The organism is Empedobacter sp. ULE_I140 (assembly GCF_053482575.1).
In genome coordinates this window covers 2,307,420-2,325,982 of sequence record NZ_JBQMTX010000001.1, presented here as the reverse complement: position 1 = coordinate 2,325,982, position 18,563 = coordinate 2,307,420, and the positions used below count along the sequence as shown (strand labels likewise).

The window sequence follows — 18,563 nt, the reverse complement described above, 5'->3', positions numbered from 1 at the left end:
AATATAGTAAGATAGATTTTTTTAATGAAATTTTGATTTTAAATATTTATTATCGGATAGGAGTTCTTAAATCATTATAAAACTGAAGAATATATTGTATTTTTAACACAAGAAATAATCTTGAACCAACTATGAAAATCAAAACCAAAAAGTTTCTGAAAAAATCTTTTTATACTTTACTTATTTTAGGAATTGGAAGTCTTTTGTTCACAGCTTTTGCAAATTATAAAATAGAAAACTCAACGGAAGAATTTGTCACAGATAAATTAGAGATTTTACCTAAAACCAAAGTTGCGATTGTATTGGGAACAGCGCCAAATTTGGTGAGTGGTTATCAAAATTATTACTTTACGTATCGTATAGAAGCTGCAACAGAATTGTATCAATCAGGAAAAGTAACGTACTTTATTTTGAGTGGAGATCATGGTCGAAAAAACTACAACGAACCTGAAGCAATGAAACAAGCCTTAATAAAAAATGGAGTTCCAGAAAATGTGATTTATTTGGATTATGCAGGTTTTAGAACATTAGATTCTATGATTCGTGCAAAGGAAATTTTTAGTCAGAATGAATTTATTGTAGTTTCCCAAGAGTTTCACAATCAACGAGCAGTTTATATTGCACGTCAAAACGGAATTAATGCGTATGGTTACAGTGCAAAAGATGTCAATAAACATGCTGGATTAAAAACAAATATCCGCGAGTATTTTGCTCGAACGAAAGTTTTTATTGATAGCTTTTTTGGTGTTCAACCAAAGTTTTTAGGAGAGAAAATTGAGATAATTTAATTTTTATTCAATGAATAAAGATATAAAGCAAATAATGAGTAAAATGCTTCTAATTCAATCTTCTGATTGCATTTTTATTTATGGTAAACACAATTTTAAAATAAATAATGAATTAGATTTTACTTTTGATTTTGAAGAATTAGTAGAGTTAAATATTGTAGAAAATAATATTGAGAAGAATCTTTTTACTTCCATCATTAGTCATTGTAAAGGAATTATTAAAAATAATTTTATTGTTGATTTGACTAGTTACAGAAACGCTGAGAATTTATATGTGTATTTAAAGGAAACATCCGAGTATTATGTTATCATTTCAATCGGAGAATACCAACCTAGTTTATATAGAATTTATATAGAAGGTGTCTTTTTGAAAATGTTTTAGGAAAATTATTTGAATTAAAAAGAGAAACCAAACTAATGATTTCTCTTTAATATTTTTTACTTCAAACTACTAAAATATCCTCTCAAAATAGCATCGTTAGCAGAATTTCGTGTATCAATTTCTAAAATCTTCGGGCGATTACTTTCTGCATAAAAATCTTCAAAAGTATTTTCTAAATCAGTTAAATTTGAAACAACTTGGTATTCAAAACCATACATTTTAGCTAAATGTTCGGCAGTGAAATGATGTTTTGTTTCAAAATAATCTTCAACAACATCTGTTTCAGATGGGCCAGGAATAAATTTGAAAATATTTCCTCCGCCATTATTGATCAAAATAATTCTGAAATTATTCGGCATGTTTACATTCCATAACGCATTCGAATCATAGAAAAACGAAATATCTCCCGTAATCATCACCGTATTTTGACCAAAAGCGATGCAAGCCCCAATCGCTGTAGATGTAGAGCCATCAATTCCACTTGTTCCGCGGTTACAAAAAACAGGATTCGAATTGTTGTGATCATACAATAATCCGTAACGAATAATGGTTGAATTTCCGTACTGAATTTGCCAATTTTCAGGATAATTTCTAATAATGGAATCAAATGCTTTCAAATCACAAAATGGAATCATATTGATGTAATTTTTGTGTTTGATATTATTCGCTTCTCGTATCGAATTCCATGTGTTGTAATATTCTGATTCTTTTGGATTAACAAACGGAACAAATTGTTCTAGAAACAATTCAGGTTTCGTCTCAATTTTATCTGTTAATGCTTGGAAAGTGTCTGGTTGCCAATATTCATCTAAATGCCAATGTTGCGTTGGCTTTTGATCACGTAAGAATTTTTTAATCTTTTTGGAAACGACATTTTGCCCAATTGTCAATAAAATATCAGGTTTCAACGCTTCTAATTCTTCTTCCGAATAAGGGAAAATAACTTGATCTATTTTATTGAAAAATCGTTCATCATGAATATTTGATGTTACTTCTGTTAACACAACAACCGAATCATCTTGCGCCAATTGTTTTACAAAATGATCAAATTTGGCATCAGGATGATGTAATCCGACCAAAATCATTTTACGCGTCGAAGCATTCCAACGTTTCATCAAATCAATTACATCAATTTCTGGATAATCTTTTGCAGGAATTGTAATTGTATCAATTTCAATATCTGGTGTTGTTACAGATTCGTACAAAGGCTCAGAAAAAGGCATATTGATATGAATTGGCGCAGATTTGTGCATACAATCAATCAACGCATATTTCGTCAACAACATATTTCGCGTTAAATCATCCGTTTCTTCACTTTCGGAAAGTTGTACATTATGAACTGAATGTTTCTCAAAAATATCTTTTTGGCGAATGGTTTGTCCATCAAAATTATCAACCAAATGCTCGGGACGATCTGCAGAAAGCACGATTACAGGAACATTTTGAAAAAAAGCTTCCGTAATTGCTGGGTAATAATTTGCCGTTGCCGAACCAGAAGTACAACAAACAACAACAGGTTTCTGAATTTGCTGTGCCATTCCCAAAGCGACAAATCCTGCCGAACGTTCGTCGATTACACTATAAGTTTTGAAACGTTTGTCATTCGCAAATTGCATTGTTAATGCTCCGTTTCGAGATCCTGGCGATAATACGATATGATCAATTCCGAAAGCCAAAAAGGTTTCGGCAATCAATTGAACATTTAATTTATTTGATATTTTTCTCAACGTAGTTGTCTTAAATTATAAAAGGTTTTGATTAGCAAATTTACTAAACAAAACCTTTCAAAAAGTATGATATTTTTAAGAATTAAGTATGTAAACCTCCATCTACACTCAAAACTTGTCCTGTTACATAACTTGATAAATCTGAAGCTAAGAATAAACATGCATTTGCAACGTCTTCTGGTTGTCCTCCACGTTTTAATGGAATTCCATTGCGCCATTCTTCAACCACTTTTTGATCTAAAACTTCTGTCATTTCAGTTTCGATGAAACCTGGTGCAATTGCATTACAACGAATGTTACGAGAACCTAATTCTAACGCAACAGATTTAGAGAAACCAATTAAACCAGCTTTAGATGCAGCATAATTTGCTTGTCCAGCATTTCCTTTGATTCCAACAATAGATGACATGTTCACGATAGATCCAGAACGTTGTTTCATCATTGGTTTGATCACTGCTTTTGTTAAGTTGAAAGCCGAATTTAAGTTTGTTTGAATTACTTTTTCGAAATCTTCTGCAGACATTCTCATCAACAAATTATCTTTTGTAATTCCAGCATTATTAATTACAATATCAACTTGACCAAACTCAGCAATTACATCTTCCACTAATTTTTGAGCAGCTTCGTAATCAGAAGCATCAGATTGATATCCTTTTACTTTACCGAATTGTCCCAATTCTTCTTCCAAAGCTTTTGCTTTTTCTACAGAAGAAGCATAAGTAAAGGCAACGTTAGCGCCATTTTTAACAAAAACTTCAGCAATACTTTTTCCAATACCGCGAGTTGCGCCTGTAACGATTGCTGTTTTACCTTGCAATAAATTCATGTTTATAGGTATTATATATTGCTTCAAAAATACGATTTTTTACGAGAGTTAAAAATGTTAAAATTTACTTTATCAATTTTCTTTAACATTTTATGGTATTATAATTGAAAATATTGATTGTTATAACCAAATTAAAAATATAAAAACATGAAGAATCTATTGAAATTTTTAGCGGTAACATTTTTTGCCTTATTTGTATTTACGGCTTGTAGCGATGATGATGATCCAGCAAACAATGATTTCTTTGCAGGAACTTATAAAGGAAAAATAAGTTATGTTGATGGAAATAATACCCTTTCTGCTGATAATGGAAGTGTATTTGTAACTAAAATTGCAAGTGGAACAAAGTATAATTTTGCTTTTTCTGATAAAATTCCAGATTTGAACGGAGTTGAGTTCGAGAAAAAAGGAGACAATACTTTAGTAAGTGTTGGGGCAACAGAATTATCTTACATTAGAATTGATAATTCAAAATTAACTATTCTTTATACAAAAGATGGTAAAACTTGGACTGCGAATGCAACAAGATAATTTTTAGGAATAATAATAAAAGACGTTCAGTTGTGAGCGTCTTTTTTTTGTACAATATTTTGAGTTGAAAATAGTTAAATATAAAATGATGTTTTATGAGAACGATTGTATGTTTTGCTTCTTTATTAATGCTGATATTTTCTTGTAATAATGAAGATGATGGTCTGAATACTATTTATAAAGAAAAATATGAAAGACGATTTATAATTTTTCAAGATTCTTTAGGAGGAATTGTTCAAGATAGTGTAGTAGTGCAAGTTTCTCAATCTAAGAATTTATATAATTTTGATTTTATCACATCTCAAAAAATTGATCCGATAGAAAATATTCAAATGGAAATGACAGGAAGCAATTCGTTACGAAATGTGGGATGGACACCGACAAAACTGATTATGCTTTCTAGAGATAGTATCAATATTTCTTACAAAGATGGAAAACGATATTGGTTAGTCAATTCGATTAGTGAAAATTAATCATAAAAAAATCCACTCAATATTGAGTGGATTTTTTAAGTATGATTTAAAATTTCAGATTATAATCCGAAAGCTGTTTTAATTTGATCTACGAAGTCTAATTTTTCCCAAGTGAATAATTCAACTTCAACTTCAACAACATCTTGTCCATTAGCAGATTCAAAACGTTTTGAAACTGTTTTTGGTTCTCTACCTAAGTGTCCGTAAGATGCAGTTTCTTTGTAAATTGGGTTTCTTAATTTTAATCTTTGTTCGATAGCGAAAGGCTTCATATCAAAGATTTCAGAAACTTTTGTAGAAATTTCTCCTTCAGTTAACTCAACTTTTTGAGTTCCGAATGTATTTACTAATAAAGAAACTGGAGCAGCAACACCAATTGCATAAGAAACTTGTACTAAAACTTCGTCAGCAACACCAGCTGCAACCAAGTTTTTAGCAATATGACGCGCAGCATAAGCAGCAGAACGGTCAACTTTTGATGGATCTTTTCCTGAGAAAGCACCACCACCGTGAGCACCTTTACCACCATAAGTATCTACAATAATTTTACGACCAGTCAAACCTGTATCTCCGTGAGGTCCTCCAATAACGAATTTCCCTGTAGGATTGATATGATAAGTAATACTATCTGTAAATAAATCGCGTAAATGAACAGGTAATTGCGCTTTTACACGTGGAATTAAAATACTTACTAAGTCATTTGTAATTTTATCTCTCATTGCTTCTTCGTTTGCGAAGTCATCATGTTGAGTAGAAATTACAATAGTATCGATACGAACAGGTTTGTTGTCATTATCATATTCAATTGTTACTTGAGATTTAGCATCAGGACGTAAATATGGTAACAAATCTTTTTCGTATTTACGGATATGCGCTAATTCTTTCAATAATCTGTGCGATAAATCTAACGCCAAAGGCATATAGTTTTCAGTTTCGCTTGTAGCATAACCAAACATCATTCCTTGGTCACCAGCACCTTGCTCTTCGTCAGATTGTCTGTCTACACCTTGGTTAATATCTGGAGATTGTTCGTGAATTGCAGATAAAATTCCACAAGAATTTGCATCGAACATATATTCACTTTTCGTGTAACCAATTTCAGCAATTGTTTCTCTTGCTACACGTTGTAAATCAATGTAAGAATTAGATTTTACTTCACCTGCTAAAACAACTTGTCCAGTCGTTACTAAAGTTTCACAAGCTACTTTACTTTTTGCATCAAATGCTAAAAAGTGGTCAAGAATTGAATCAGAAATTTGATCGGCAATTTTATCTGGATGCCCCTCAGAAACTGATTCTGACGTAAATAAATATGACATTTCTATACTTTTTTTTAAAATGATAGAGGGAAGGAGAAAACTGAAGTCCTGTTTTAGCAATTGTTTTATGAGGTTGCAATCAGTCAAATCTTTCCTCTCGATTTTTCGAGCTCAAATATACAATGAATAATATGAATAAAGAAAGATATTTAACATTTATTAGTATATAAAAATTATAGAGTTTAACTTTTTATCTTTTTTTAGAATAGAACAAAAACGGTGTGTTTTAATAAATTATAAATATACCCGTTGTGCATTTTGATTACTAAATAATAAAGTTGTTCATTTGATTGAAAATCAGTAAATTGCTTTAACCACAAAACATTTACAATGAACAACTTACTTGCAAATTACGAAAGAATATTGGAAGTTCTACGAAAAATTTCCACAGATACACTTTTAATTTATCAACGTAGAAGACCTAAACTTTTTGATTTAGAACTCATAAGTCTTGTTTTAACAGCTGAATTTATGGGTATTGATAGTGAAAATCATTTATTTCGAAATCTTCCTAATGCGTTAAGTTGTAAAATTGAGCGTAGTATTTACAATCGTAGAAAACGTAGATTATCAGAGCAAATTAATAGTATTCGCCTCAAATTAGCGAAAGAATTTAATGAATTTGAAAATTGTTTCATAGTTGATAGTATGCCGTTGGAAGTGTGTAAAATAGCAAGAATTAATCGCTCGAAAATTTGCAAAGAACATCAGTATAGTGCACCAAATAGAGGTTTTTGTGCTTCTCAGCAAATGTCTTTTTATGGCTATAAACTTCATGCTATTTGTTCTTTAAATGGTGTTTTCCAGAGTATTGATATCAGTCCCGCATCTGTTCATGACATTCATTTTTTGAAAGATGTTAAAACTCAAATGTATGATTGTTTGCTACTTGGGGACAAAGGTTATTTGTCGCAAACAATTCAAATTGACTTATTTAATGAAGCTAATATTCGATTAGAAACACCGAAAAGATCCAATCAAAAAGAGTATAAACCTCAGTTTTGTCCATTCAAAAAGTATCGAAAAAGAATTGAAACGTTATTTTCTCAACTATGTGATCAGTTTATGATTAGACGAAATTATGCAAAGACTTTCGAAGGGTTTAAAACCAGAATTTTAGCTAAAATTACTGCTCTTACTGTGGTTCAGTACATTAATAAAACATACTTTAATCGAAATATTAATAATCTAAAAACCCAAATTATTTAAAATGCACAACGGGTTATAAATATATTTTCTGTAAATGATTATTTTTTTTAATCTATATAGATAATTATTCAAAATAATATTGTTACTTTAGAAAAAAATTAATTGAAATGAAATTTGACACTCTCGATCAACAGCTTCTAATGTATCTACAAGAAAACAGTAAAATTACCTATAAAGAATTATCTGATAAGTTAAATTTATCGTCAACCGCAATCCATGAAAGAATCAAGAAATTAGAAAAGTCAGGAATTATTTCTAAATATGTTGCGCTTGTAAATAGAAGATTAATTAACAGAGAACTTTTGGTATTTAGCCATATTAAGTTACAACAACATTCTGCTGATAATATCAAGATTTTTGAGAACGAAATTGTGAATTTAAAAGAAGTTCAGGCGAGTTATCATGTAAGTGGTGATTACGATTATATTATCAAAATGTCTTTCGAAAATATGGACGAATACAGAGATTTTATGGTAAATAAACTAACAACAATAAAGGTAATTGGTAGTACTCACAGTACTTTTGTGATTGGTGATGTAAAAGATGATACCGCTTTCCAATTGGTATAAAAATATAAGAATGGTTCTGATAAATTAGAACTTTTTTTCGATTGAATAAGTAAAAATAGAGAAGACATGAGCAAGGAAATAGCAGTTTTAGGAGCTGGTTGTTTTTGGTGTGTGGAAGGAATTTTTAATTCGATAAACGGAGTAGAACAGGCTATCTCTGGATTTGCAGGAGGGAATGTAGAAAATCCTACTTATCGTCAGGTTTGTGATACAGATACAAATCACGCGGAAGTTGTTGAAGTTACTTTTGACAATGAAATGATTTCGTACAAAGAATTATTAGAAATTTTTTGGAATATACATAATCCAACACAGTTAAATAGACAAGGAAACGATGTTGGTACACAATATCGTTCGAGTATTTTTTACACATCAGAAGAACAAAAAAAGCAAGCGGAAGAATCGTTAAAAGAGTTTGATAACGGAACTTTGTATGAAGATAAATTCGTTACAACAATAGAGCCTTTAGATAAATTTTGGCCAGCCGAAGATTATCATCAAGGTTATTACAATGAAAATCCAGATCAGCCATATTGTTCGGCAGTTGTTGGACCAAAAATTGCAAAATTTAAATCTAAATTCAAACAGATTTTAAAATAAGAAAAGCGACCAATTGGTCGCTTTCATTTTATTTTCCTTTTTTACGTGCTTTCGCTTTTTGTTTTTGCTGACCACGGTTTTTAGGTTTAGATTTTGGTGGTTTACGTTTTGTAGGACCACCTAAATTCACCTTTTTATTTTTATCTTTTTTCTCGTGAAATGCTGCACCACGTTCTTCAATTTTTACAGTTGTAAGTTGTTTCATTTTTACAACATCTTTCTCAAATTCACGTTTTACAGGATTTATTTTTACGTCCTCTTCAGGAAAAGGAAGTTCGTTAATCTCTTTATCCATCAATGCTTCAATAGCATCTAAACGTTCAATTTCCTTTTCAGAAAAATAAGAAATCGCTTCTCCTTTTTTATCCGCACGTCCTGTACGCCCAATTCGGTGAATATATTGTTCTGGAATTTCTGGAATTTCGAAATTGATAACATGCGTAACATCAGGAATATCCAAACCACGAGCCATAATATCTGTCGTGATAATTCCTCGGTATTCATCTCTGGTAAAGGCTTCCATTGTTCTCAAACGATAATTTTGAGATTTGTTAGAATGAATTACTCCAAATTCATCTGGATAAATTTCATCTAAATGATTAAAGATTAAATCAGCATGTTTTTTATTGTTTGCGAAAATTAAAACTTTCTCAAATTTTGCTTTGTCTCCTAATTGATGAACAATTAAATTCAATTTTGTATTGAAATTCTCAACTGGAATAGCCAATTGAGTGATTTTTTCTAATGGTGTTCCTGAACGAGCTAAGGAAATTTCAATAGGATTTTTGAAATATTCGTGTAACATATCATCTACTTGATCTGTCATCGTAGCAGAAAATAAAATGTTTTGACGTTTTTCGCTCATCATTGTAAATAAATGAATCAGTTGCGGACGAAAACCTAAACTCAACATTTCGTCAAATTCGTCAACCACTAATTTCTTCATTTCTTTGAATGATAATACATTGTCTATCGCCAAATCTAAAACACGACCTGGTGTTCCAACCAAAATATCAACGCCTTCATACACCAATAATTTTTGAGTATTGATGTTTACACCACCATAAATTCCTAAAACACGAACATTGATAAACTCTGTTAATTGCTCTAAAATATCGGTAACCTGAACAACTAATTCGCGTGTCGGAACCAAAATAACAATCTTTGGTTGATTCGTTTTAGAGTATTGATAAGTATTCAACAAGGGTAATAAGTAAGCCATTGTTTTACCTGTACCTGTTTGGGCAATTCCCATTATATCTCGTCCAGAAAGAATCGGTTTGAATGATTTTTCTTGAATTGGAGTTGGGGTTGTGATATTCAACTTTTCTAAAGCCGAACTCAATTGTTTTGTTAATTCGAAATCCGCGAATGTAGCTTTCATTTTGCAAAGATAAGTTTTCTTGATGACTTCTTAAAAACTCAATGTGCAATCCGTTCAAATTCGTTGAAACTTCGTACTTTTGCATTTCGATTAAGTAAAAAGGAATAAAAATGAGTTTAAAACAATACATCACGCAGAATGTTTTAGAAGCGATTCAAAACGTTTATCAAATTAACCCTGAATCTGTTGAAATTCAGTTTACAAGGAAAGAGTTTGAAGGTGATTATACATTGGTTGTTTTCCCATTAATCAGAACTTTGAAAGGTAAACCAGAAGAAATCGGTGCTAAAATCGGTGAAAATTTGGTTGAAAATAATAAAATTACAGCGTTTAATGTTGTAAAAGGTTTCTTGAATATGAGTTTAAGTTCAGTAGAATTTTTAGAAAATTTTACTCAAAATGCTCAAAATTCAACTTTTGGAATTACAAAAGTTGATGAAAATTCGAGAACGGTAATGGTAGAATATTCATCGCCAAATACAAACAAACCTTTGCATTTAGGACATGTCCGTAATAATTTGTTAGGATTTTCGGTTTCTCAAATCATTGAAGCAGCAGGAAATAATGTGATTAAAACACAAATTATTAATGATCGTGGGATTCACATTTGTAAATCTATGATTGCTTGGGAAAAATTTGGAAATGGTGAAACACCAGAATCTGCAAATATGAAAGGCGACCATTTGGTTGGAAAATATTATGTGGAATTTGACAAACATTATCGTCAAGAAATCAAAGAATTAGAAGCGCAAGGAAAAACGGAAGACGAAGCGAAAAAAGAAGCTCCAATTTTCTTAGAAGCACAAGAAATGCTGCGTCAATGGGAAGCACATGAACCAAAAGTTATTGAGCTTTGGCAAAAAATGAACGGTTGGGTGTATGATGGTTTCGCTAAAACGTACAAACGTCTTGGTGTTGCTTTTGACGAATATTTATACGAATCGAATACCTACATTTTAGGAAAAGATATTGTTGAAGATGGTTTAAACAAAGGTGTTTTCTACAAAAGAGAAGATGGTTCTGTTTGGATTGATTTGACTGCAGAAGGTTTGGATGAAAAATTAGTTTTACGTTCAGACGGAACTTCGGTTTATATCACACAAGATTTAGGAACTGCAGTAGAGCGTTTCAAAAATAATCCAACGTTAGAAGAATTAACGTATGTTGTAGGAAATGAGCAAGATTATCACTTCAAAGTTTTGTTCTTAATCTTGAAAAAATTAGGTTATTCTTGGGCTGATGCTTTACATCACTTGTCTTACGGAATGGTTGATTTACCAAACGGAAAAATGAAATCTCGTGAAGGAACAGTTGTAGATGCAGATGATTTGATGCAAGAAGTTTATAATACAGCAAAAGAGATTTCTGAAGAATTAGGGAAATTAGACGGAATGTCTGATGATGAAAAAGCTGAGTTGTACGAAACAATTGCGATGGGTGCTTTGAAATATTACATTTTGAAAGTAGATCCTAAGAAACGTATTTTATTCGATCCGAAAGAATCTGTTGATTTTAATGGAAATACAGGACCTTTTATTCAATATACTTTTGCGCGTATTCAGTCATTATTGAGAAAAGAATCCCCAAAAGAATTTGATGCAAATGCAATAGAATTGAATGATGCAGAAAAAGAAATTATTCGTGCATTATACGATTTCGAAGATACGATAGAAAAAGCAGCAACAGAAATGAGCCCTGCTTTGATTGCGAATTATGTGTATGAATTAGTTAAATTATTTAATTCATTCTACCAAAACAATCCAATCTTGAAAAATGAAGATGAAAACGTGAAAAATTTCCGTTTATATCTTTCTCAATGGGTTGCAAATACAATTCAGAATTCGTTACGTTTATTAGGAATTGGTGTTCCAGAAAGAATGTAATCGACTTATAGAATAAATAAAATGCCTCATCAATTTGGTGAGGTATTTTTTTAACTTTACAATATGAAAATAGGAGATTTACTGAAACAAAAAGATCCTCACGATAAATTTAATTTGAAACGATTTCACGATGCGCAAAGTTTTGTGTATGATGAAATCTTAATGGAAGTTCATGCAGGAAAAAAACAAACGAATTGGATTGTTTTTATGTTTCCTCAATTAGTTGGATTAGGTTCGAGTGATTCGTCATTAGAATTTTCGATTTCTTCAAAAGAAGAGGCGAGAGCTTTTGTGAAAGATGAAGAACTTTGGGGAAATTATTTAGAAGTTTTATCTGTATTATTAATGCAACATAAAGGCGTAATTCCGCAATTAATTTTCGGAAAAAATGATGCAATGAAACTGAAATCAAGTTTGACTTTATTCAACTTTATAGTTCCGAAAGAAAAAATTATCAAAGATGTTTTGAAGTTTTTTTATGCAGATCAAGTCGATAAAAAAACATTAAGTATATTGAAACAAATGAATAAATAAAAAAATCTCGAGCATTTGCTCGAGATTTTTTATTTAGACACTGTCCAAAATTTTGTGTAAATATATTTCAGGTGGGTTTGACTTTTTTATAGTTGAACCCTTTTTTCAAATATAGTTAAAAATTGATTTAAAATTATTCCCCAATTATGAATTGGTTGTGTCCATTTTTTTGAGATTTGCATTAACGATAGATAAACTGACTTTTTGAGCGCGTCATCTGTTGGGAATACTAGTTTATTTTTGGTATATTTTCGGACTTTTCCATTCAAATTTTCGATAAGGTTGGTGGTGTAAATAATTTTTCTGATTTCAATAGGAAAGTCAAAAAATACAGTTAATTCGTCCCAATTATTTCTCCAAGATTGCATTGCGTAGGGATATTTTTGAATCCATTTTTCTGCAAAACGATCTAATTCTAAAGCAGCCATCTCTCTGTTTGGCGCATTGTAAATGAGTTTCATGTCTGAGGTAAATTCTTTTTTATCCTTCCAGACTACGTATCGAGCAGAGTTTCTAATCTGGTGAACCACGCAAATTTGTGTGTTCGCTTGAGGGAAAATATTGGTTATAGATTGTGTAAATCCGTTTAAATTATCAGTTACTGTAACCAAAATATCTTCTACGCCACGCGCTTTTAAATCCGTCATCACACCTTGCCAAAAAGCAGCAGATTCGTTCTCTCCAAGCCACATTCCAAGGATTTCTTTGTGACCTTCACGGTTTAAACCAACAGCTAGATAAATCGTTTTATTGATTACTTTTCCGCCTTGACGAACTTTAAACACAATGCCATCCATCCAAACAATGCAATAAATAGATTCTAGAGGACGATTTTGCCAATCCAAAACTTGACTATTTACTTTATCAGTAATGATGGATATTGCTGATGTAGAGAGTTTATAGCCGTATAATTCGTAAAGTTCCTGCTCAATATCCGAAACACTTAGACCTTTAGCGTATAACGAAATAACCATATTTTCAACAGAAACTGATTTGGATTGATGTTTTGGGACAATAATTGGATCAAAACTTCCTTCTCGATCTCGAGGAACCTCTATTGTAGATTCCCCATATTCGCTTTTTAAACGTTTTGAAGTTGTGCCATTACGTGCATTGGAATTGTCACTTTTCTCATTTTTTGAGTAACCTAAATGGGCTTCAAGTTCGCCTTGTAGCATGGCTTCTAATAAATCAGAATGCAATTCTTTTAATAATTTACTTAGATCTTCTTGGGTTTTGATCCCTTCTAAATGACCTTGATCTTGGATGAATTGGGCTACAGATTTTTTCATAATAAACTGTGTTTTATAAATTTAATAAAATAAATAAGGTGAGTTACTAAACCCACCTTAATTTATGTTTACACAGTTTTTTGGATATTGCCTTTATTTACAACGAATTACGACTTTCTATTCCCAAAGTATTGTAAATAACCTTTAAATGATATTTCACGGTATTCTCAGAAATATAGAGTTCAGTTGCAATTTCTTTATTTGTAAATCCTTTCTTCACTAATTCGATGATATCCAGTTGTCTTTCCGAAAGATTATAATCACTTAAAATGATTTTCTTTTCAACTTGATTTGCGTTATTCGAATGATTAATCAAATCAGAAAGTTTATTTCTCATCCGTTCATTTTCATTTTCAACAAGTTTTCTTTTTTCGATGTTTATCTTGTAGAATTTATAAAGAACAATTAATAATATGATTAGAATTGTAGAAATAATAACTAGAAATAATCGGATATTTTTTTGATTTCGAACTTCTAAATCATTTCGTTTATTAATAATTTCTCGTTCTAAATTTTGTAATTTTCCACTTTGATTAATTGCATCATAATCAGTTGCAAGATCATTTACAATTAATCTTGTTTTGTATGCTTTTTCCCAATCTTCATTCTGCGCATAATACTAAGTAAGAGATTCATACATATTCAAAATATAAAGTTTTATACTATAATGTTTTGCATAATACAAACCTTTGTTAAAAGCTTCTAAAGCCTTCTTATTGTCCTTTGTTTCTGTATATAAGTGTAAAAGCTTTCTATAAATATTAGGTAAATGTTTGGGAGATTTTTGCTTCAAAATTTCTATACCTTCCAAATAATCTTTTTCTGCCTGAATATAATTTTTATTTAAACTATTCATTGTGCCTAAAACAGAAATATAAAAGCCATAAGTTTCTGCATCCAAATATTTTAAATTAGATTTATTTACTTTTTGAAGCAATTCCTTAACCTTATCATATTTTAAATAATCAAATTGGATGAAGATTCGTTCAATTAAAACTCTTGTCTCAACTTCGACTTTATATTTCGAACTCTTTAAACCATATTTTTCAGCAACGTTTAAATTTTCTTCTGCTTCTGGATAATTTAATAATGTTTTATACGTAAGATATTTTAACAAATACAAATTATATAAATCGTAATTCGTTACGTTTTTAGAATGTATAATACTATCCAATTTGATAATTGATTTATCAAATGAACCAATTTCATTATAAGATGAAATTTTTTTCTTTAGAATTTCGGAATTTATAGTGTTTCCTGTCCCTACCTGGGTAAAAAATAGAGTAAAGAATATAAAAAGTGTTTTGTTATTCATTTTTATTATATAACTGATATTTAGTAAAGTAATTCAACTACCTGTAGGTAGTAATCGTTAAACTACCTCATAACTACTCCTGCAAAAATAGGAATTTAAGTACTGAATCCTAAAATTTGCAAAGAATTTATTTAGCACATAAATCTGGTGTTAATAGCTAATTATTTATTAAAAATGAAGATTATTTTATCTACTTTATTACTACTGTTGTGTAGTTTAGGTTTCTCTCAAAATTTGGATTACAAAAATTTAAAACAATTTATTGGAAATCGTGTAAATGAGTTAGAGGATTTTTATAAGGTTTCTTCTACATCTATTGAAGATAATTTTGGAAACCAAAAAGTAATGTACAATTCAGTAAAAATTGAACCATATACGTTGAATATTGAGGTTGAAACTGAAGGGAAAAATATAAAGCGTATTGTGGTCAAAAATTCTGAAAATAGAACAAGTTTCTTTAAAAATATTGCAGAAGAAATAGAAAAAGAAGCTCCAATTAAGAAAAACTATAAGACGTATTATATCTCTTTAGTTAAGAACTCTACAAAAAAGAAAATTTATCAAGAATCAATTGATCAATTAATTGATTTATTGAAAAAACCGACCACCAATCTAAAAGAAAATTATGGTTTACTGGAATCTAGTCCTCTAAAAACCATAATTACAATCAACGAAACTGAAAGTATTTTAGAAATCAATTAAAATTAAGTCAATATTTAAAACAATTAACAATGAAAAACATTTTTATTTTAGGGTTAGGTCTTATGGCTTCGCTAGCATTTGGACAAGTAGATAAAATTTACAAACATTCTGGTGAGATTATCGAAGGTCAGATTAAGCGTGTGGGAGAATTTACAGTAGAATATACGTATGATGGAGAAGATGCTATACAGTCTTTGAGTAAATATTCTGTTAATAAAGTATTTTACGGGAAAAGCACTCGTATTGAGGATGTTTCTGATAAAATTGAAATTACTGACGATAAAGATTGGGGGAAAGTGATTATTTTGGAAGATAAATCTTTGGTTGCAGGTTTGAAAAAAGGAGATGATTTAAAATCTAAAACAGGTATGATTAACTTCAGAACTGGAAATGGAAAAGATGAGCGTGCAGAAAAAGTTTTAAAACAACAAGCTGCAGAAGTTAGATGTCCATTTATTCTACTATTATCTGATAAAATGACAGGTAAATCGGCAAAGAAAACAGGAAGTTGCTACAAGTACCAGTAATAGGATTACTAAGAACTTTTAACTATATAATGTACTATTAATTATTTGACAAATAAGTCGTGGTAACTCGCGGCTTATTTTCTTTTAAAAAATGAACAAAGAAATAGTGTATTCACGAAAACGCAAACGAACTACAAATTTTGGTTCAAAAAAAATAAATTACTTAGATATTTTGATTGTTGTTTCAATTATTATTGTCACAATCTCAGTTATAATCAACTATTTGAATTAATTTTTTAGAAATACTCGCTACTACTTCACTTTATCTTTGATCCACTTCGCAACGGGTTTCTCAAAATATTCAAACGTTAATGCACTTAAAATTAAAGCAATTACGAAATAAATTCCAATTTTCTGAAAATCATTGATTTTCGGTAAATATTGATTTCCATATTTTATCACAATCATATGAATCATATAAAATGCAAAACTAATTTCACCTAAATAAACCAATGTTTTATGTTGAAGAATTCTCGAAAAGAAACCTTTTTGTAAAGCAAAAATTAGGACAATTCCAACCATCGGAATCCAATAATAAATTCCGTAACGAAAAGCTCTCGCAACATCATTGTGGAAGTAGAAAAAGATTGCCAAAACAGCAATTGCAGCGATTTCTATTAAAGTTCCTCTCGAAAAATTGATAGGCGTATCTTTTATCTTTTTATAGATTTGACAGGTAATAATTCCTAAAATAAAATCGAAACTGCGAACAATTGGATTGATGTAAAAAATCGCTTTTTCCAATTTCATATTTGTTCTGAAATAAGGTTCTGCAAAAATAATAATCGGAATAATTAGTAATAAAATATATTTCAGTTTCGGAAATTTATGTAACCAAATCACATAAAAAGGAAACATTAAATAGAAAAATAATTCGGTCGAAATACTCCACGAAACGTTATTAATAGAGAAATAAAAGTCTTTTACCGGAATGTAAGATTGTAATAAAAATAAGTTTGCACCTGCAATATCCCAATGAAAATAACCTTGCCAAACATTGATGATAATAAACGGCAACATAACACAAAAGGTTAGGACATGAAGCGGATAAATACGAGCAATTCGCGCGATATAAAACTTCTTTTTATCAAAATTTGGATTGTCGATGACTTTCTTTTCGTAATTAAGCGCCAAAACAAATCCGCTCAAAATAAAGAAAAAACCAACACCAAGATAACCTTCGAAAAAGACGTTATTTTTTAGATAATTATACCAAGCTAAATCGGTTTTTACAAACGTTAAATGGCTTAAAAAAACAACAAAAGCAAAGAAAAAACGTAAAGAAGTTAAGCTGTTTAGCATCAGTCAATAATTTTAATTTCCATTTGATAATACTCGTCAAACATGCGAATAAATTCTTCCAATTTACTTTCTCTTACCGAAATTGTAAACATGCATTTATCAGAAAAATGTTTGTCTTTAATATCACCAGAAATACGATCGACATTGCGCTCTACAATTCCTTGTTGATCATAGTTAAAAACCATTTTCACACGTTTTGAAACAAATTTTTCTACAATATTTGCTTCTTCTAACACAACTTGTGCCGCATATTTATAGGCTTTTACCAAACCAGGAATTCCTAATTTTGTTCCGCCAAAATAACGTACAGAAACAATTAAAACATTGGTGATTTCGCTTGATAAAATTTGATTATAAATTGGTAAACCAGCCGAACCACTTGGCTCTCCGTCATCATTTGCACGATGATTTTTACCATCTATTCCAAGAGCGTACGCGTAACAATGATGATTTGCATCGGGATGAATTTCGTGTAATTGATCCAAATAAATTTTGATGTCATCTTCATTCTCAACTGGATAAGCAAAATTAATAAACTTACTACCCAATTCTTTGAAAATTACATCTTCCACCGCTTTCTCGATTGTACGATAATTGTCCGTCATGTTGTATTGAAAAGTAGCGCAAAGATAGTTTAAATAGTACTTTTAAAGAAAAAAGGTTTTATATTTATGAATGGTGAAAAAATTTAATATAAATGAAAGCTTATTTATTTTTATTCATACTAATGTGTTCGAGTATTCTTTTTTGCCAGAGTATTTCAAAGAAGGAATTTAAAAGGATCATTAATAATTCAATGAAAGATTATAATTATAGAATTATTACAGATAATCAAGATAGTATGTTTTACAAAACTGAAAATCTGAAGATTTATAATAGTTCAATTGGAAAATCTAAATTTCAATTTTGTCGTACAATAGAATTTAGATTTTTGAAAAATAATAAAGCAAATTTAATTGATTGCCAAAATTGTAATGAACCATCATTTTGCTATGTAACAAAAAAACAAAATATTTTTAATTATAAAATTGATAATATTGGTGGGAAATTAATATTTAAGCTACAAAATAAATTTTATAAAATGAGTTTTCTTGTTGAATCAATAAATAACATAGAATTTGAGAAGAATAAATTTTCTGAAATAATTATTAAACGAAAATTTTAATAAATTCAAATAAATCATAAATAAAAAAGAACCTC

Annotated in this window: 21 protein-coding genes; 12 read left to right on the top strand and 9 right to left on the bottom strand. The window is 30.1% G+C overall.

What is annotated here, in order from left to right:
* Positions 1-131: 131 nt before the first annotated feature.
* Together ACTS9J_RS11085 and ACTS9J_RS11080 are read left to right on the top strand one after the other, a co-directional pair.
* Positions 132-788: a SanA/YdcF family protein gene (locus tag ACTS9J_RS11085; protein ID WP_125349808.1), complete on the top strand. Its 657-nt coding sequence runs from the start codon at positions 132-134 to the stop codon at positions 786-788.
* Between the two features lie 10 nt (positions 789-798).
* Positions 799-1,170 carry a hypothetical protein gene (locus ACTS9J_RS11080; RefSeq protein ID WP_038336116.1) on the top strand — a complete coding sequence of 124 codons (372 nt, stop codon included), beginning with the start codon at positions 799-801 and terminating at the stop codon, positions 1,168-1,170.
* Positions 1,171-1,226: 56 nt separating this feature from the next.
* On the opposite strand, the gene menD is transcribed toward ACTS9J_RS11080, so the two are convergent.
* Positions 1,227-2,897, bottom strand: a complete 1,671-nt coding sequence (menD, locus tag ACTS9J_RS11075; protein WP_280051849.1) for a 2-succinyl-5-enolpyruvyl-6-hydroxy-3-cyclohexene-1-carboxylic-acid synthase — start codon at positions 2,895-2,897, stop codon at positions 1,227-1,229.
* An 82-nt stretch (positions 2,898-2,979) separates the two neighbouring features.
* Positions 2,980-3,723: a 3-oxoacyl-[acyl-carrier-protein] reductase gene (gene fabG / locus ACTS9J_RS11070; protein ID WP_038336119.1), complete on the bottom strand. Its 744-nt coding sequence runs from the start codon at positions 3,721-3,723 to the stop codon at positions 2,980-2,982.
* A gap of 147 nt (positions 3,724-3,870) precedes the next feature.
* Between fabG and ACTS9J_RS11065 the strand changes: the two genes are divergently transcribed.
* Together ACTS9J_RS11065 and ACTS9J_RS11060 are read left to right on the top strand one after the other, a co-directional pair.
* Positions 3,871-4,254 (top strand): hypothetical protein, encoded by a 384-nt coding sequence (locus ACTS9J_RS11065; RefSeq protein ID WP_221856850.1) that lies wholly within the window; start codon positions 3,871-3,873, stop codon positions 4,252-4,254.
* Positions 4,255-4,349: 95 nt separating this feature from the next.
* Positions 4,350-4,727 carry a hypothetical protein gene (locus tag ACTS9J_RS11060; protein WP_448353239.1) on the top strand — a complete coding sequence of 126 codons (378 nt, stop codon included), beginning with the start codon at positions 4,350-4,352 and terminating at the stop codon, positions 4,725-4,727.
* A gap of 59 nt (positions 4,728-4,786) precedes the next feature.
* Here the strand turns inward: ACTS9J_RS11060 and metK are convergent, their stop codons facing one another.
* Positions 4,787-6,046 carry a methionine adenosyltransferase gene (gene metK, locus ACTS9J_RS11055; RefSeq protein WP_038336123.1) on the bottom strand — a complete coding sequence of 420 codons (1,260 nt, stop codon included), beginning with the start codon at positions 6,044-6,046 and terminating at the stop codon, positions 4,787-4,789.
* 330 nt (positions 6,047-6,376) lie between these two features.
* Between metK and ACTS9J_RS11050 the strand changes: the two genes are divergently transcribed.
* The 3 genes from ACTS9J_RS11050 (at position 6,377) to msrA (ending at position 8,424) form a co-directional block, all read left to right on the top strand.
* The gene (locus ACTS9J_RS11050) at positions 6,377-7,255 is read left to right on the top strand and encodes an IS982 family transposase (protein ID WP_219034401.1); all 879 of its coding nucleotides are present in this window, start codon (positions 6,377-6,379) and stop codon (positions 7,253-7,255) included.
* A 107-nt stretch (positions 7,256-7,362) separates the two neighbouring features.
* Complete coding sequence (locus ACTS9J_RS11045) at positions 7,363-7,824, top strand: Lrp/AsnC family transcriptional regulator (protein ID WP_115001022.1); 462 nt, start codon at positions 7,363-7,365, stop codon at positions 7,822-7,824.
* 66 nt (positions 7,825-7,890) lie between these two features.
* A complete protein-coding gene (gene msrA, locus ACTS9J_RS11040; protein WP_448353238.1) occupies positions 7,891-8,424 on the top strand; it encodes a peptide-methionine (S)-S-oxide reductase MsrA in 534 nt (177 codons plus the stop codon).
* A 28-nt stretch (positions 8,425-8,452) separates the two neighbouring features.
* Here the strand turns inward: msrA and ACTS9J_RS11035 are convergent, their stop codons facing one another.
* Positions 8,453-9,808 carry a DEAD/DEAH box helicase gene (locus ACTS9J_RS11035; RefSeq protein WP_125349811.1) on the bottom strand — a complete coding sequence of 452 codons (1,356 nt, stop codon included), beginning with the start codon at positions 9,806-9,808 and terminating at the stop codon, positions 8,453-8,455.
* 110 nt (positions 9,809-9,918) lie between these two features.
* Between ACTS9J_RS11035 and argS the strand changes: the two genes are divergently transcribed.
* Together argS and ACTS9J_RS11025 are read left to right on the top strand one after the other, a co-directional pair.
* Positions 9,919-11,691 carry an arginine--tRNA ligase gene (gene argS, locus ACTS9J_RS11030; protein ID WP_286475224.1) on the top strand — a complete coding sequence of 591 codons (1,773 nt, stop codon included), beginning with the start codon at positions 9,919-9,921 and terminating at the stop codon, positions 11,689-11,691.
* A gap of 63 nt (positions 11,692-11,754) precedes the next feature.
* Positions 11,755-12,225 (top strand): DUF1810 family protein, encoded by a 471-nt coding sequence (locus tag ACTS9J_RS11025; protein WP_135835150.1) that lies wholly within the window; start codon positions 11,755-11,757, stop codon positions 12,223-12,225.
* An 86-nt stretch (positions 12,226-12,311) separates the two neighbouring features.
* On the opposite strand, the gene ACTS9J_RS11020 is transcribed toward ACTS9J_RS11025, so the two are convergent.
* The 3 genes from ACTS9J_RS11020 to ACTS9J_RS11010 form a co-directional block, all read right to left on the bottom strand.
* Positions 12,312-13,517: an IS256 family transposase gene (locus ACTS9J_RS11020; protein WP_219035089.1), complete on the bottom strand. Its 1,206-nt coding sequence runs from the start codon at positions 13,515-13,517 to the stop codon at positions 12,312-12,314.
* Between the two features lie 97 nt (positions 13,518-13,614).
* Entirely contained in the window at positions 13,615-13,854 is a 240-nt protein-coding gene (locus ACTS9J_RS11015) for a helix-turn-helix transcriptional regulator (RefSeq protein ID WP_219035088.1), read from the bottom strand.
* A gap of 282 nt (positions 13,855-14,136) precedes the next feature.
* The gene (locus ACTS9J_RS11010) at positions 14,137-14,832 is read right to left on the bottom strand and encodes a hypothetical protein (RefSeq protein ID WP_291048991.1); all 696 of its coding nucleotides are present in this window, start codon (positions 14,830-14,832) and stop codon (positions 14,137-14,139) included.
* 174 nt (positions 14,833-15,006) lie between these two features.
* On the opposite strand from ACTS9J_RS11010, the gene ACTS9J_RS11005 reads away from it, so the two are divergent.
* Both ACTS9J_RS11005 and ACTS9J_RS11000 read left to right on the top strand, forming a co-directional pair.
* Positions 15,007-15,534, top strand: coding sequence for a hypothetical protein (locus tag ACTS9J_RS11005; RefSeq protein ID WP_147280012.1), 528 nt, complete (start codon positions 15,007-15,009; stop codon positions 15,532-15,534).
* A 29-nt stretch (positions 15,535-15,563) separates the two neighbouring features.
* Positions 15,564-16,061, top strand: a complete 498-nt coding sequence (locus ACTS9J_RS11000; protein ID WP_244957947.1) for a hypothetical protein — start codon at positions 15,564-15,566, stop codon at positions 16,059-16,061.
* A 252-nt stretch (positions 16,062-16,313) separates the two neighbouring features.
* On the opposite strand, the gene ACTS9J_RS10995 is transcribed toward ACTS9J_RS11000, so the two are convergent.
* Positions 16,314-17,363 (bottom strand): acyltransferase family protein, encoded by a 1,050-nt coding sequence (locus tag ACTS9J_RS10995; RefSeq protein ID WP_416410610.1) that lies wholly within the window; start codon positions 17,361-17,363, stop codon positions 16,314-16,316.
* Positions 17,363-17,968 (bottom strand): IMPACT family protein, encoded by a 606-nt coding sequence (locus ACTS9J_RS10990; RefSeq protein WP_291062134.1) that lies wholly within the window; start codon positions 17,966-17,968, stop codon positions 17,363-17,365. The genes ACTS9J_RS10995 and ACTS9J_RS10990 overlap by 1 nt, the downstream gene beginning before the upstream one ends.
* Positions 17,969-18,060: 92 nt before the next feature.
* Here ACTS9J_RS10990 and ACTS9J_RS10985 point away from each other — a divergent pair, with 92 nt between their 5' ends.
* On the top strand, positions 18,061-18,528 hold the full coding sequence (locus tag ACTS9J_RS10985; protein ID WP_313254566.1) for a hypothetical protein: 468 nt from the start codon (positions 18,061-18,063) through the stop codon (positions 18,526-18,528).
* The last annotated feature ends 35 nt before the right edge of the window (positions 18,529-18,563 follow it).